The organism is Microbulbifer maximicatervae (SeqCode), from assembly GCF_052468295.1.
The window spans coordinates 4,180,734-4,196,106 of sequence record NZ_CP174340.1; the positions used below are offsets into that span (position 1 = coordinate 4,180,734).

Annotated in this window: 14 protein-coding genes and 1 other RNA gene; 10 read left to right on the forward strand and 5 right to left on the reverse strand. The window is 50.0% G+C overall.

Features of this window, described 5'->3' with window-relative positions; all coding sequences use genetic code 11:
• Positions 1 to 37: 37 nt before the first annotated feature.
• Positions 38 to 218: non-coding RNA, 6S RNA (gene ssrS, locus ACJJIQ_RS18505), on the forward strand.
• Positions 219 to 246: 28 nt separating this feature from the next.
• Entirely contained in the window at positions 247 to 825 is a 579-nt protein-coding gene (locus tag ACJJIQ_RS18510; RefSeq protein ID WP_445362685.1) for a 5-formyltetrahydrofolate cyclo-ligase, read from the forward strand.
• A 92-nt stretch (positions 826 to 917) separates the two neighbouring features.
• Here the strand turns inward: ACJJIQ_RS18510 and ACJJIQ_RS18515 are convergent, their stop codons facing one another.
• Positions 918 to 1,055, reverse strand: a complete 138-nt coding sequence (locus tag ACJJIQ_RS18515; RefSeq protein ID WP_192879435.1) for a hypothetical protein — start codon at positions 1,053 to 1,055, stop codon at positions 918 to 920.
• Between the two features lie 244 nt (positions 1,056 to 1,299).
• Positions 1,300 to 2,814 (reverse strand): threonine ammonia-lyase, biosynthetic, encoded by a 1,515-nt coding sequence (gene ilvA, locus ACJJIQ_RS18520; protein ID WP_413663607.1) that lies wholly within the window; start codon positions 2,812 to 2,814, stop codon positions 1,300 to 1,302.
• A gap of 210 nt (positions 2,815 to 3,024) precedes the next feature.
• Between ilvA and rpiA the strand changes: the two genes are divergently transcribed.
• The 3 genes from rpiA to ACJJIQ_RS18535 all read left to right on the forward strand — a co-directional run bounded on the left by rpiA (position 3,025) and on the right by ACJJIQ_RS18535 (position 5,031).
• Positions 3,025 to 3,696 carry a ribose-5-phosphate isomerase RpiA gene (rpiA, locus tag ACJJIQ_RS18525; RefSeq protein ID WP_282930934.1) on the forward strand — a complete coding sequence of 224 codons (672 nt, stop codon included), beginning with the start codon at positions 3,025 to 3,027 and terminating at the stop codon, positions 3,694 to 3,696.
• 17 nt (positions 3,697 to 3,713) lie between these two features.
• Positions 3,714 to 4,340 carry a transglycosylase SLT domain-containing protein gene (locus ACJJIQ_RS18530; protein ID WP_445362686.1) on the forward strand — a complete coding sequence of 209 codons (627 nt, stop codon included), beginning with the start codon at positions 3,714 to 3,716 and terminating at the stop codon, positions 4,338 to 4,340.
• A 313-nt stretch (positions 4,341 to 4,653) separates the two neighbouring features.
• The gene (locus tag ACJJIQ_RS18535) at positions 4,654 to 5,031 is read left to right on the forward strand and encodes a DUF4168 domain-containing protein (protein WP_282930932.1); all 378 of its coding nucleotides are present in this window, start codon (positions 4,654 to 4,656) and stop codon (positions 5,029 to 5,031) included.
• 25 nt (positions 5,032 to 5,056) lie between these two features.
• On the opposite strand, the gene ACJJIQ_RS18540 is transcribed toward ACJJIQ_RS18535, so the two are convergent.
• Positions 5,057 to 5,389: a helix-turn-helix domain-containing protein gene (locus tag ACJJIQ_RS18540; RefSeq protein ID WP_413663608.1), complete on the reverse strand. Its 333-nt coding sequence runs from the start codon at positions 5,387 to 5,389 to the stop codon at positions 5,057 to 5,059.
• Positions 5,390 to 5,753: 364 nt separating this feature from the next.
• Between ACJJIQ_RS18540 and ACJJIQ_RS18545 the strand changes: the two genes are divergently transcribed.
• On the forward strand, positions 5,754 to 6,788 hold the full coding sequence (locus tag ACJJIQ_RS18545; protein ID WP_282930930.1) for an AraC family transcriptional regulator: 1,035 nt from the start codon (positions 5,754 to 5,756) through the stop codon (positions 6,786 to 6,788).
• A gap of 93 nt (positions 6,789 to 6,881) precedes the next feature.
• Here ACJJIQ_RS18545 and ACJJIQ_RS18550 read toward each other — a convergent pair whose 3' ends face one another.
• Positions 6,882 to 8,126, reverse strand: a complete 1,245-nt coding sequence (locus ACJJIQ_RS18550) for an OmpA family protein (protein WP_445362687.1) — start codon at positions 8,124 to 8,126, stop codon at positions 6,882 to 6,884.
• A gap of 385 nt (positions 8,127 to 8,511) precedes the next feature.
• On the opposite strand from ACJJIQ_RS18550, the gene ACJJIQ_RS18555 reads away from it, so the two are divergent.
• The 4 genes from ACJJIQ_RS18555 (at position 8,512) to ACJJIQ_RS18570 (ending at position 14,391) form a co-directional block, all read left to right on the forward strand.
• Positions 8,512 to 9,720, forward strand: a complete 1,209-nt coding sequence (locus tag ACJJIQ_RS18555; RefSeq protein WP_413663610.1) for an acetyl-CoA C-acetyltransferase — start codon at positions 8,512 to 8,514, stop codon at positions 9,718 to 9,720.
• A 10-nt stretch (positions 9,721 to 9,730) separates the two neighbouring features.
• Positions 9,731 to 11,887, forward strand: coding sequence for a 3-hydroxyacyl-CoA dehydrogenase NAD-binding domain-containing protein (locus tag ACJJIQ_RS18560; protein WP_445362688.1), 2,157 nt, complete (start codon positions 9,731 to 9,733; stop codon positions 11,885 to 11,887).
• A 105-nt stretch (positions 11,888 to 11,992) separates the two neighbouring features.
• Entirely contained in the window at positions 11,993 to 13,141 is a 1,149-nt protein-coding gene (locus tag ACJJIQ_RS18565) for an acyl-CoA dehydrogenase family protein (RefSeq protein ID WP_413663612.1), read from the forward strand.
• A 53-nt stretch (positions 13,142 to 13,194) separates the two neighbouring features.
• Entirely contained in the window at positions 13,195 to 14,391 is a 1,197-nt protein-coding gene (locus ACJJIQ_RS18570) for a CaiB/BaiF CoA transferase family protein (protein ID WP_445362689.1), read from the forward strand.
• 39 nt (positions 14,392 to 14,430) lie between these two features.
• Here ACJJIQ_RS18570 and ACJJIQ_RS18575 read toward each other — a convergent pair whose 3' ends face one another.
• Complete coding sequence (locus ACJJIQ_RS18575; protein WP_445362690.1) at positions 14,431 to 15,114, reverse strand: glycine-rich domain-containing protein; 684 nt, start codon at positions 15,112 to 15,114, stop codon at positions 14,431 to 14,433.
• Positions 15,115 to 15,373 lie beyond the last annotated feature (259 nt).

Consider the following 15,373-nt stretch of genomic DNA (forward strand, 5'->3'; position numbering starts at 1 on the left):
GGTTAACAGCCCCCCGCTCTACAAGTTATAATTGGTTCATACCCTGGGGTGTTGGCCAGCAGACTATGTCCTTGAGCCGATAATCTTACCCCGGTGGTTTCCAGCGGGTGCTGGTGAGCAAGTCCGCCTTGTAGCGGAAAGCCTTATGTACTCCGGATCCCACCACCTTGAACCTTACGGTTCAAGGCTCCGTCTACAGCCGCACACTCGGGGTACCCTATTTCTTCAGGCTCTTCTCTTCCCACAATGACTGAAACCAAAACGCAACTGCGCCGCCGTATGCGCGCGGGGCGACGGGAACTCAGCGCCTATCAACAGCGTTTGCATGGCCGTGCAGCCATCACTCTCCTGAGCCGTATCCCACAAATGAATCGAGCAGTGCATGTCGGTATCTATTGGCCGACTGATGGCGAGCTGGATGTCCGCTATCTGCTGCAACGTTTTCCACAAAAACATTTTTATTTGCCACAGCTGCCGGCAGAACCACACCCCCACCTCCGGTTCAGGCGTTGGCAAGGCGAACCCCTGGCTTTTCGCAATCGCTATCGCATTCCGGAGCCTGTGCGCACAGCTTACCGCGCTCCCAAGCTCCTGGATCTTGTTTTGGTTCCTCTGGTCGCCTTCGATCCCAGCGGAGCGCGCTTGGGTATGGGGGCCGGTTTCTACGATCGGACTTTTGAGCGCAAACAGTTATTACCAGGCACTGGACCACAACTTATCGGCGCGGCGCACCATCTACAATGTGTGGATAACCTGCCCACAGACAATTGGGATATTCCACTGGATATGGTGGTTACAGAGCAAAGGATTTACCGCTGCCGCTAAAAGTGGATAGTGGAGCACAAAAAAAGCCGGACACCTCAGTGTCCGGCTTTTTTTGTGTTTGCTCGTGGGCAGAGCGCCCCCCCGGCATCAGCCTAACGGGTAACCACTCCCTGTTGCAGAGCAGCCGGCGGTTCAGCTTCGGAAGAAAATACCTCAGATAAACCACTGGTACTCAACAGAACGCCCGCGACAAAGACAACCACAGCGATTGTCAGCGCATCGGCTTTCATTGGGACCATCCTGTACGATAATTTTGTTTTTATATGCGTTTCGCCCCGCTTATGACCAGAGCCACAGCAAAAGTTCCACGCGAATAGACAATACTCAAGAAGCGGCGTAATAGTAACCGTTTATTGGATATTTTATGAGTTTTTTGTCTCAAAATTAGACAAGCAAGTTCGACAAAACAGGATTTGCAGTCTATACACGTTTCGATAAATGAGACGTCTTTCTCAGGTATCGGGAAGCGATGGTTTAAGCGCCCAAAAATAACCGATAAGCCGGATTCTGCGTTTCATCCCAAAAACGAAATTGAAGCTGGTGTAATAGTGTCTGTAGTTCGTCCCTCGCTGCCGGCTCCACCTGCAATCCCACAAGAACACGCCCATAAGCTGCCCCGTGATTGCGGTAGTGAAACAGCGTTATATTCCAACGCCCGGCGAGATGCTCGAGGAACTTGCGCAAGGCCCCCGGGCGCTCGGGAAATTCAAAGCGGTAAATAACTTCGTCGGGCAAGCCCGGCACTCTACCTCCCACTAAATGGCGAATATGCAGTTTCGCCATTTCGTTATCGGTAAGATCGGTAACCTGATAATCTTTGGACTCAAGCTGACTGACCAATTGGCTGCGGTCTTCCTCAGATACCACCTGCAGGCCCACAAAGATATGCGCTTCGTTGTCGCTGGCAAAACGATAGTTAAACTCAGTAATTGAGCGGTCCCCTAAATCCCGGCAGAACTGCAGGTAACTTCCCGGTTGCTCAGCAATTTTTACCGCGAGGACCGCCTCGCGCTTTTCACCGATCTCAGTGCGCTCGCTAATGTAGCGCAGGCGATCAAAATTAATATTGGCTCCACTGCACACTGTGGCGAAGGTGCCATTGCGATTGTCGTTTTGCTCCAGATATTTCTTCAGCCCCGCCAAACCAACGGCCCCGGCCGGCTCAGCGATAGATCGTGTATCCTCGAATATATCCTTAATGGCCGCACAGATTTCATCGGTACTAACAGTGATAACCCCATCCACGGTTTCGCGCAGAACCCGGAAGGTCTCCTCACCGATTTGTGCAACGGCAACACCATCGGCAAACAACCCCACCTCCGCTAGCCGAGCGCGCTCGCCGGCTTTCAGCGCGGCCTCCAGACAGGCAGCATCCTGCGGCTCTACACCGTAGACTTTGGTTTCCGGACGAACATATTTGATATAGGCGGCCATACCCGCAGCTAAACCACCCCCTCCGACCGGAATAAACACCGCGTCCAGGTTGCCCGAGTGCTGTCGCAGCATCTCCATAGCCACGGTGCCCTGGCCGGCGATTACATCGGGGTCATCGTAGGGGTGGATAAATACCAACCCCCGCTCTTCAACCAGCTCGCGAGCCCTCGCCGCCGCTTCATCAAAGGTATCTCCATGTAGCACGACTTCAGCACCGCGCATACGCACAGCGCTCACCTTAATTTGCGGGGTGGTTTTGGGCATCACTATAGTGGCGCGCACTCCCATTTGGGCAGCGCTCAGGGCAAGCCCCTGGGCATGGTTGCCCGCCGATGCAGCAATCACTCCCCGGGCCCGCTCCTCGGCGGGCAACTGCAGGAGCTTGTTGTATGCCCCTCGAATCTTGAAGGAAAACACCGGCTGCAGATCTTCGCGCTTCAACAGAATCCGGTTGTTAAAGCGATGGGAGAGTTGGCGCATTTGCTCCAATGGCGTCTCGGTAGCGACATCGTAAATACGTGCGTCTAAAATGCGCTTGATATAGGACTTGGGCATGACGTGTTTGACGGCCGTAGCGGTTAATTACTGTGCGCGACTCAGCGTAGACTAATAGCAGGGTTACAAAGGCCCTGTGTGAAGCGCAGCACCGGCATGACAGTCTAAGCCTTGAGAAGCATATTTGCCACAAAAAACAACCAGATGCGCTTTTTTTTATCGTCAGATACAAATTAAGGCGAAATAATTGCAAAGGAAACTATCCAGAGTATGACCCAGGATGAATTGAAACAGGCGACAGCTCGCGCCGCTATCGACTATATCGCCCCGCGCCTGGAGGACAATTCCATTGTCGGCGTAGGTACCGGTTCCACCGCTAACTTCTTTATCGATTACCTGGCGGAGATCAAAGGTACCTTTGACGGTACTGTGGCCAGTTCTGAAGCCTCCGCACAGCGACTCAAATCCCACGGCATTCCCGTTTATGAGCTTAATGCCGTCGACAGCATCCAGTTCTATGTGGATGGTGCCGATGAAGTGAACCCGGCCCTTGAAATGATCAAAGGTGGTGGTGCTGCATTGACTAGAGAAAAAATCGTGGCGGCCTGCTCTGAAGAATTTATCTGCATTGCCGATGAGAGCAAGTGGGTAAAAGTCCTGGGAGAGTTTCCCCTACCGGTTGAAGTTATCCCCATGGCACGCTCGCTGGTTGCCCGGGAGCTGGTTAAACTGGGCGGTGATCCGGTTTATCGTCAAGGTGTGATCACAGATAATGGCAATGCCATTCTCGATGTATACAATCTGCGTATCGAACACCCCACTGTCCTTGAAGAAACCATCAATAACATTACCGGTGTGGTGACCAACGGTATCTTTGCCAAGCGCTCCGCCGATATTTTACTGCTTGGCACCAGTGCCGGAGTGAAGACCATTACCGTTTAAACATGTCGTAAATAGTTATGCACAAAAAAAATAAAAAATGCGGACTGCTGGTTTTGCTCAGTGCTGTTGCACTGAGCAGCGGCTGTGCAACCGCGCCTCCAAGTAATCTCGACAACGTCTGCTCTATTTTCCAGGAAAAAAAGAAGTGGTACGGCGAGGCAAAAGACGCGGAGGAAAAATGGGGCTCTCCAATTGCAGTGATGATGGCAATCATGCACCAGGAATCCCGTTTTGTGCATGATGCCAAGCCCCCGCGCACCAAGATCCTGGGCTTTATCCCCGGCCCGAGGCCGTCCGATGCCTACGGTTATCCCCAGGCTCTGGGGACCACTTGGCGCCACTACCAAAGGTCTTCCTTTAACTACGGTGCCAATCGGGATGATTTTGGCGACGCCATCGATTTTATCGGCTGGTATAACAACACCAGTGCACGCCAGTGCCAGATACGCGCCAATGACACCTACAGCCTTTACCTCGCCTACCACGAGGGGCACGGTGGTTTTAATCGGCGCACTTTCCAGAATAAAGCCTGGCTAAAGAATGTATCCCACAAGGTATCTGCCAGGGCACAAAAATATCAGCAACAACTCAATAGCTGCGAACAGTCGCTGAAGAAGCGCAAGAAATTTCTCTGGATTTTCTAGCTGATCACAGTGACCGTTAGTCGCAAGGCCCACCTCGGTTTCAATCCGGTGCAGTTTTCCTGCATTATGAGCGGCGGCAGCCGCTCACTAAATTTTATGACCTCACAACCACTCCAGGAAAAATTCTCCTTGCTGGCGGAAAAAGGCGCTACAAGGCGCCAGAAACTGACTACGCTGAAAACTAATAGCTACCCGCTTTAGACTTGGTACAGGTCACTAAAGCTCCGCCACAAGCATAAATTTACAGCCCCAACGTGACGCTGGGTGCTCCCTCTGAGAAGCAAAAGCGTCCTTATACTTTTTGGAGTGCCCGATGAAGCTCTTTTTGAAATACCTGGCTGTATTGGCAATATCACTCAGCGTGCCGATGACCTTCGCACAACCTGCTACCAGCCAAACAACCGCCCCCAAAGCTTCGTTTAGCGAACCACAGCTCAAGCAATTTGCCAACGCCTATCGCTCTATCGTGATGCTGAGTCGAGAATACGCTCCCAAACTGAAAGCGGCTGCCGACATCAAGGAAGCGGAAGCGATCAACAAAGAAGCACAGGGAAAAATGATCGCCGCAATTGAAAAAGCCGGCCTTTCCAAAACCAAATACCAGGAAATTGCCAACAGTATTAAATCGAATCCCGCCCTACTGGAGAAAGTGAACAAAATTCTTCAGCAAAGCCACGCGCCACAGCAGTAATCCAACTTTGTGAGTGGCGCTCTGATCAGCTCATTGCGTCACTCAAATCCAGCTTTACATCTAACACCTGGCAAATAATCGGCAAATTGGTTTTTACCCAATTCTTGTCAAAAGACCCCCAATCACGCAGCAGGTAGTAGCCGTCATTGTGGCGCACGCCTTCCTGAATGAACTCTACAACTGTTCCATGCCCCGGCAATCCTTTCGCAATAATGTCCTGCACCGTACGGCGAGGCCATCCAGTTGCCTCCTCCAAAGTAGGATTATTGGGACGCGGAATATGCTCGATCAGGTAAGCAATCAACATTCGCCGGCAGATGGTCGGGTTTAACAGACTTGCAACAGACGTCGGTGACATTTGACCAGTCCTTCACTAACGGAATTTTTCCTATTGTTGACGAATATGACTTACAGGTCGAGGAAATAGTGATTCACTATCGCTATCAAACTTTAAAAGAACTGTCAGTCCACAGAGGATCAAGCATAGAAAACTGTTGAGAGCAAAACTGGGATTTTCAGTCGTTAACGCAAAAAATACACATTAAAAGACAGAAATAGACAACTTTTATTCCATAAGCCCATCAAGTTCGAAACTGTCACCACTAATAAAAGCACAGGCAGTTGCATATAAATTAAGCAGAAGCCTGACTTTCTCTCTCTGTTTGCGCATAATCCATACCGTAATACAGCAGCAGACAGAAAATAATTGTGAGGCTGAAAGAGTGGACAATGAAAACCCCAAACTCCGCGAAGCGGGGCTAGGTATTCCCGCCGCTGCGGTAAAGGCCCATCTGGTTGGCGCACAAGCGACCGGACTGGACTGCCAACAACTACTCATCGATAGCGGAATCGCCCCCGCCCAGCTAGATGATCCCGATAGCCGTGTTGGCCGGGAGCAGATGGCCAACTTGTTACGCCTTGAGTGGGATTTTCTGAACGATGAGTCAGGAGGATTCCTGGCGCGCCCTTGGCTACCGGGCACTTTTGCCATGATGGGGCACGCTTGTATCACCTGTCCCAACCTGCGCCGAGCTCTGCTTCGCTCTAGCCGCTTTATCAGCATGGTGAGTGACGACTTGCACATCAAGCTGGTCGAGGATGGTGAAGAAGCTCGACTGATCATTCACCACACCAATGAAAAAAAATTGCCCAACCAAATTTTCGTCGAATCTATCGCGGTAATCTGGTTGCGCTTTTTTAGCTGGCTGATCGACCGTACCATTTTATTAGAGCGCGTTCTTCTGGCGTTTCCCCCGCCCGACTACAACGAAGACTACAGCGATATGTTCCCTTGCAGGCACTACTTTAACCAAGGTGAAACCTGCCTGGTATTTAACACTCGCTATTTGCAAATGCCCCTGGTACGCGATGAGCAACAGCTGGCAGACTTCCTGTCCCGCGCCCCCGAGTGCCTGTTGACCCAATACAAATCCGACCACAGTTTCACCGGTCGTATTCGCCGTATGCTGCAACAGCAAAATAGTATCGAAAATCTGTCACTGGATGATGTCGCCGCACGCTTGTACACATCTCCACAGACACTGCGCCGCCGCCTCAAAGAGGAGGGCAACAGCTGGCAGGATATTAAAGACTCTGTTCGACGGGATATGGCGGTTTACCAGTTAAAACAACAGGAAACCGCTGTAGCTGAAATTGCCGAGCGCCTGGGCTTTTCCGAACCCAGCGCTTTTAATCGCGCATTTAAAAAGTGGACAGGGCTAGCTCCCGGAGCTTACAGGGATAAATTCCGTAGTTAAGGCGACACTAAAAATCCCGGTCAAAAGACCGGGATTTTTTATAAATGAAATCCACCTTGGAAAATACCCTTTAAAGGGATTCCCCTATCCCGGCTACTCCTGAGAGTTTGTCACTACCCGGATACTAACTCGCTCAACATTAAGGGCTTTTTGGTCCCTCTTCTCTGACATATCTTCCGCTACAGGCTTAGCCGAGCCCATTCCTGTTGCAGTGATACGGTTTGCCGCTATCCCCTTCTTCAATAGAAGTTCTTTCACTACATCCGCACGTTCTTGGGACATTTCCTGCTCTGCAATTTCATTACCCTCACCTTTTACATGCCCTTCAATAGCAATGGTTAAGTTGGGGTTGTCCTGCATGATTTTTGCCAGAGCATCGATATCCTCAGCTGCAGGGTTGGTGATTTTTGCGGTTCCCTTTTCAAAGTTCACTCGCATGGGGAATTCCCGGTCGGGATTGTCTGAAAAGCTCTTGAGATAATCACGTAAATTACTGGAAAAGTTATCGGGGCCCAGTTGCGCTTCCTCTTCCGCTTTTTCAAGGGGGGAATCCCCTACCGGCTGTGAAGCGGACTCCATAAAGCTCGCTTCCTGGGAGGTCATGGAAGGATTACTTTCTGAATTTTCCTTTTTTCCTTTCAACATACACATATTCAATGCGTAGAGAACCACAAGTACCAACAGCAAAGGAAAAAACCAGCTACTGAAACTAACCGGTTTACGTTTTTCTTCGGGCCCCTGAATTGCTGTAGCCCGAGGTTCCTGGGGTTTGGCGTGGCCATGGGTAACCAGAGCATCTCCCAACTTCCCAAAATCTGGAACGTCGATTGCTTGAAGAAGGTTATCCGGTATATACCCCTGTAAATGCTCCCGCTGCCCAATCAGGAATGAAGCCAAGTCGGAAACATCCATTTTTTGAGCTTTGGCCTGGTTTTGCATCAACGAAGTAACTATCGGTGCGGATACACTCAATAGATCTCCGCCCTCGTTCCCCAAATTATTCGCTGCAACTTCCAGGACCTCTTTTTTACGACTGCTGAAAATTTTTTCCAGCATTTTCTCACCGATGTCTGTAATTGACTTCAACTTTTCTGGTGAGGAAATAGCGGTGGCGAATTTAGACAAATCCAGCGCTTCACTTTCAGAAATTAAATTAAATAAATAACCCATTCCTGTTTTACTACTGGCCCTGTTCAACATACCAGCCAGTATGTAAGCAACGCCTGAGCAGAGTGCAGCTTCACCTTGCCCTGCCGGCAAATTCAAAGCCTTTGTCAGCGCATCAATACCCCCGGAGCCCAATTGGCCGGTAGCCATATCCAAAACATTATCCGCCATAGCCAAACCTCGCTCACCACCTCAGGGACCGTCAAAGTACATTTATTTGTCCGGGGTCACCCGTGTGTTACCCATTCAAATTTTTCTCAGATGCCCTGAATCACCCATTACCCTGCCTGACATGGAATTCCTCCAGCCGCAAAGATAATTTAAGTGCCAATTTACCGTGCCAAAATTTCAATAGATTTAGGCGCCTTACTTGAGTGTACGGCAGTACCTCCACATGGTTAGGTTAATTTGGAATAAATAAAAAGATATTTGACTAGGAATTTTTCGGTAGTACCTGGAAGCTGAGTCATCTTCCGTGGCAATTTTTATCATTGAACCCAAGCTGCACCGCACTATGGTAATAAGCGAAACCATAAAATAAAAAGAGGCTAAAACCGTGCCAACCGAAGCCTACATCTACGATGCTATCCGCACCCCGCGGGGCAGAGGCAAATCCAGCGGTGCCCTTCACGAAGTCAAACCTATCACCCTGCTTTCAGATCTCCTGAAAGAATTACAGACCCGCAATAGATTCGACACTGCCAAAGTGGACGACATCGTTATGGGCTGTGTTACACCGATCGGAGATCAGGGTGCCGATATCGCAAAAGTTGCAGCTTTAGCTGCCAATTGGGACTGGGATATCGGTGGCGTAACTCTGAATCGCTTCTGTGCCTCCGGTGCCGAAGCGGTCAATCTCGCCGCTACCAAAGTTCGCTCCGGGTGGGAGCATCTGGTAGTGGCCGGAGGTGTAGAGTCCATGTCGCGGGTGCCCATGGGCAGCGATGGCGGCGCCTGGGCGATGGACCCACGCACAGCAATAGATACTGGATTTGCACCCCAGGGCATTGGCGCGGACTTGATCGCTACACTCGGCGGATTTTCCCGCGAGGATGTGGATAACTTTGCGCTGGACTCTCAGCACAAGGCGGCAGCCGCCTGGAAGCGCGGTGCTTTCGAAAAATCTGTGATTCCCGTACGCGACCAAAATGGACTGACCATTCTCGATCACGACCAGCTGGTGCGCCCAGATGCGTCCATAGAGGCCCTGGCACAACTCAAGCCGTCCTTTGCCGGGATGGGTGACCTGTGCTTCGACAGCATTGCCATATCCCGTTACCCACAGGTCGAATCAATCAACCATGTTCACACTGCGGGAAATTCCTCAGGCATCGTCGATGGCGCAGCCGCCCTGCTGATCGGCAGTGAACAGGCCGGGCGGGATCTGGGGCTCAGCCCCCGCGCCCGTATTGTCTCCGCTGCGGTAGTGGGCACTGAGCCTACTATCATGCTCACAGGCCCCGCGCCCGCCACTCGCAAAGCCCTGAAGGCCGCAGGCCTGACGGTGCAGGATATTGACCTCTTTGAGGTGAATGAAGCCTTCGCGGCAGTGGTGATGCGTTTCCAACACGAGTTAGACGTGGACCCACAAAAACTCAACGTTAACGGCGGCTCAATCGCTATGGGCCACCCCCTCGGCGCGACCGGTGCAATGCTGATCGGCACAGTACTGGATGAGCTGGAACAACGGCAACTTCGCTACGGCCTGGTCACACTATGTGTGGGCGGCGGTATGGGTGTAGCAACCATTATCGAAAGAGTTTAGGGGGCAGACTATGAAATCCATTCGCCTGGAAAAAGACGATCACAATATTGTCCACCTGATCATGGACAACCCCAATGCCTCAGCCAATGTGATGGACCGGGATTTTACCGAGTCACTGAGCGCAGCGGTTGAACAACTCAAGCAGCAAGAATTTTCTGGAATTATTGTTCGCTCCACAAAAAATACCTTTTTTGCCGGCGGCGACCTCAAATCTTTATTTGCGGCAAAAATTGAAGAAGCTAAACCTTTCTTCGAATCTTGCGAATCAATGAAAGCCAACCTGCGCTGGTTGGAAACCCAGGGTAAACCCGTCGTTGCTGCGATTAATGGCACAGCTTTGGGCGGTGGCTGGGAAATTGCCCTCAGCTGCCATCAGCGTATTGTTATCGATAGCACCGCAATAAAACTGGGATTGCCTGAAGTCACATTAGGCTTACTACCTGGTGGTGGCGGCTGTGTACGTATGCCCCGCCTTTTAGGCATCCAGGAGTCTCTACCCTACTTACTGGAAGGAAAACAGGTGAGGCCGCAACAGGCTCTCAAAGCCGGTCTGGTACATCAGCTCGTTACCAGTGAAAGTGAATTACTAGAGAAGGCTGTCACTTATATTCGAGAGAATAGTGAGCAACCTGTTGCTCAGCCTTGGGATCAACCGGATTACCGGATGCCGGGAGGGGACGCAAAGAACCCTAAAAATGCGCAGTTACTGATGATCGCCCCAGCAATGCTGGAGAAAAAAACCAAGGGATGTCTGCCGGCGCCAGAGTCGATAATGGCAACCGTTGTCGAAGGGTCCCGGGTCGACCTCGAAACTGCTACGCGAATTGAATCCCGACATTTTGTAGGCCTCGCTTGCGGGCAGGTTGCCAAAAACATGATCGGTACTTTCTGGTTTGCACTCAATGAGGTCAAAGCCGGAGCATCACTGCCCGCCGCCGCCCGCGATCATAAAACGTCGCCCATGCAAAAAATTGGCATACTCGGCGCCGGCATGATGGGCTCAGCCATTGCCTACGCTTGTGCCAGTAAAGGTGTTGATGTCGTATTAAAAGATGTATCCATGGAAGGTGCCTTAGCCGGCAAACAATATGCAGAGAAATCCCTGCAAAAACGCTTACAGCGGGGTCGCATTACCGAGGACAAGGTCAATCAGATCCTCTCCCGTATCACGCCCACAGACAGCAATACCGACCTGGCTGATTGTGAGTTGGTGATAGAAGCAGTTTTCGAAGACCGGGAACTCAAGCGTAAAGTTACCCAGGAAGCCGAAGCACAGCTGCCGAAAAATGCAGTATTTGCCTCCAACACTTCGACACTGCCGATCACTGGGCTCGCTCAAGCTTCCGACCGTCCCCAGCAATTTATCGGTCTACATTTCTTCTCCCCTGCCGACAGGATGCCACTGGTGGAAATTATCTGTGGGGAGCAAACCAGTGGTGAGACTCTCGCCCAAGCCTTCGCCTTTGTATTGCAGATTGGCAAGACTCCTATCGTTGTTAACGACAGCCGTGGCTTCTTCACCTCAAGGGTATTCGGCTGCTTTACCAATGAAGGTATCGGCATGCTCAGCGAAGGGGTTAATCCCGCCACCATTGAAAATGCCGCAGCCCTAGCTGGCTTCCCAGTCGGCCCTCTAGCTGTTAGTGACGAGGTCTCCCTAACGCTGATGAGCCGGATACGCCAGCAGACCATCAATGACCTGCAAAAAGAGGGTAAACCCGCCCCCACGCATCCCGCCGACGGAGTGATCGACCGAATGCTTGAAGTTGGTCGCGCTGGTAAGGCCGCAGGTGGCGGCTTCTATACTTACCCTGAGGGCGGGAAAAAGCACTTATGGAGTGGCCTTGAGAAGGAGTTCCCCGCCAAAGAGGCACTGCCGATAGAAGATGTGAAGGAACGGCTGCTGTTTATTATGGCTCTGGAGACACTTCGCTGTTATCAAGAGGATGTGCTACGCAGCGTACGCGATGCCAATATTGGCTCTATCTTCGGTATCGGCTTCCCACCCTGGACCGGTGGTGCATTGCAATACATCAGCCAGTTTGGCCTGAAAGCGTTTACCCAACGCGCCCAGCAACTGGCTGATGCCTATGGAGATCGATTTGCCCCGCCAGCAATTTTGCTGGATCTGGCAGAGTCAGGAAAAGCTCTGGCGGACAACCCTTAACCCAGGGGTTTGAGCGATGTAAACAGGCTTTTAAAATCTCGCTGTTTACATCGCCAATCAAAACACTGGTTCAATTTTTCAGTAATAAAATGCGGTGGTGTAAGGATGGTACCAAGAACTGTTTACAACGAAGATCACGAACAGTTTCGAGAAACTTTACGTAAATTTTTAGAGAATGAAGCTGTACCCTACCACCATCAGTGGGAAAAAGATGGTCAGGTAGATCGTAAACTGTGGAATAAAGCTGGAGAAATGGGCTTTCTGTGTCCGCAAGTTGACGAAAAGTATGGTGGCTTGGGGCTGGACTATGGCTACAACTCCATTATTGATGAAGAGGTAGCCCGAGCGGGACTTTCCGGTATTGGCTGGGGCCTGCACTCTAATATTGCAGTGCCCTACATTATTAATTACGGCACGGAAGAACAGAAGAAAAAGTACCTTCCCAAATGCATTAGTGGTGAGATGATCACCGCTATCGCCATGTCCGAACCTGGTGCAGGATCGGATCTCCAAGGCGTGAGAACCACAGCTGTGCGCAAAGGGGATCACTATCTGCTCAATGGTTCCAAGATTTTTATTACCAATGGACAGCAGGCAGACCTGGTTATTGTCGTGGCCAAAACCGACCCTCACGAAGGGGCCTCTGGGGTCAGTCTGCTGCTTGTGGAAGCAGATAGCCCTGGATTCAAGAGAGGCAGTAACCTAGAAAAAATAGGCATGAAGGCCCAAGATACTTCAGAGCTGTTCTTTGATGATGTCAAAGTCCCTGCGGAAAACCTTCTCGGTGGAGAGGGACAGGGATTTATTTATTTAATGCAGGAATTGCCTCAAGAGCGTTTAAGCGTGGCAATTTATGCAATAGCTAATGCAGAAGCAGCCCTTCAATGGACGATTGATTACGTACGGGATCGCAAGGCTTTCGGTAAACCCATCTCTGCCTTCCAAAATACACAATTCAAGCTGGCTGAGCTGGATAGTGAGTTAACCGCTCTTCGGGTATTTATCGATCGCTGCTTGGAGCTTCACTATAAAAAGGAACTCGACGTTGCAACTGCAGCGAAAGCCAAGTTATTGAGTACAGATTTCCAATGCAAACTTTTGGATGAATGTGTTCAGTTACATGGCGGCTATGGCTATATGTGGGAATACCCCATCGCCCGGTCTTGGGCCGATGCTCGTGTAGCACGTATTTATGCCGGAACCAATGAAATTATGAAATTAATTATTTCCCGAGACCTCCTGCGCGATGACTAAATTAAAGTGCTAGATTGAAATTTCTGTTCTCAATTAAAATAATGAAATAAAAAGTGAAACAGCAAACGAAGAATCACTGCGCCCCTCTTGAGGGGCTAAAAGTACTCGACTTTTCTACCCTACTTCCCGGTCCCTATGCCACTATGTTATTGGCGGACTTAGGCGCAGAAGTACTAAGAATCGAGTCTCCCACACGGCCAGACTTACTACGGGGCTTTCCCCCTTTAGTCGATGACACGGCCTCCCTATCCGCCGCCCACGCAACCATTAACCGCAACAAACGCTCCTTGGCGATCGATCTAAAAAATCCAAAGGCGCAAGCGGTGATTCACCGACTGCTTCAGCAATACGATATTGTGATCGAGCAATTCCGCCCCGGAGTGATGGATAGGCTGGGCCTTGGCCACCAAAGCTTAAGCCAACAGCGCGCAGACATTATTTACTGCTCGATTACCGGATATGGCCAAACTGGACCATTAAAGCAACGTGCTGGGCACGATATCAATTATCTCGCACTATCTGGCCTGGCCAGCTATTCCGGCAACCGTGACCATGGCCCCTGCCTGAGCGGCACACAGATAGCAGACATCGCCGGCGGTTCACACCATGCGGTTATGTCGATACTGGCTGCGGTATATCATCGCCAGAGAACCGGGGAAGGCAGTTATATCGATATCAGTATGACGGACTGTAGTTTCGCGTTAAACGCAATTAGTGGGGCCAATGCACTGGCTTTAAATACCGATCCCAAGCTGGAATCCGAGCTGCTAAACGGTGGAAGTTATTATGATTACTATCGCACGGCAGATGACCGCTATCTTTCTGTGGGAAGTTTAGAGCCACAATTTGCTGAGCAATTTTTTACAACAATAGGCCGAAAGGAGTGGCTGATTCGCATTGTCCAAGACGGGCAACAAGAAACACTTAAGAAAGATATTGCAGAAATTATTGCCACAAAAAGCCAGAAAGAATGGATTGATATATTTCAGGATATTGATGCGTGTATTGAACCCGTACTTAATTTTACAGAAGCTGCTGATAGCGATCTTATCCAATCCAGAGAGATGATCTGTTCTGTGAATGGAGACATTAAACAGATCAACACACCCTTTAGATTTAACGGCCAAAAGCCCCACTTATTTAACCGAGGGGCAGCTCTGGGAGAGCACAATCACACTGTGCTGGGTGGGCTCGGCTTTAGCGCTGAAGAAATTGAAGAGCTTTGCGAAGTTCAGGGTGTCACTCATTAATCACGTTGAACAAGGTTGCTAGAGCGGTGATAGCTGCCTCTAGCTGCCACCCCCGCCACAGCCCCCACCACAACTGCTTCCAGAATCTGAAGAGGAGCCGCCACCCCAAATACCAGAGAAGACACTGCCGGAAGTTCCGCCTTGACAGCTCGCGGCACAACCAATATGACTGGCACAGTGATCCGCAGCGGGACTATTTCTCGATCGACAGTTTAGCGAATAATGAAATCCATCATTAATCCCCAACTTTTTATCAATTGAGAAAATCAGAGGTAACGATTTTGGCTTGGAAGGACTTATACCACTACGAACACAAGCAATTCGCCACACTCTCTTAATCCCCTCACTAGCTGTATCCTTATCTGGCATAACTTCATTGGGTGTGTGGTGCAGAAAGTGTCCAAAAGATTTATTACAAAAATTTCGATACATCTGTGTGCTTAATATAAATTCATGCCAAGCGACATCAATCACTTGAGATGGCATAGCGACCATTTGTCTACTAGCCGTTTGACAGATAATAAAATATTCCCTCAGCCCATCGAGTACCATACCCAGCTGCTTGTTGCTGAGGTGAGGGTATTTTTTCTTCACTCTTTGTTTGAGAGACGGATGGAATTGATAGTCTCTTAAAAATCGTTCCCGCTGTGATTTTCGGTAAAAGAAAAAAAGCATAGTACTTACGATCAATAGACAAATTGCTATAAAACCTTCAAATACCATAGTAACCCCCGCTTTTAAACACTTATTGTTCTAAATCAAGTCGTAAAAATGCATCATCTCAATGTAATATCAATAATACTCTTATACCACTCTATTTTAAGAGTTGAGAGTACCAAGTGAGTGCTTATAGGTTGGGACTTGAAGTATTTTTGAATCTTTATTAAGCTAACACTTAACAACTTTTCTTTTTGGAGCTATCTACGCCAATGAATTAATCCTTGCACACACTGGAGATAAACCGGTTTCTTAAGAGGCCATC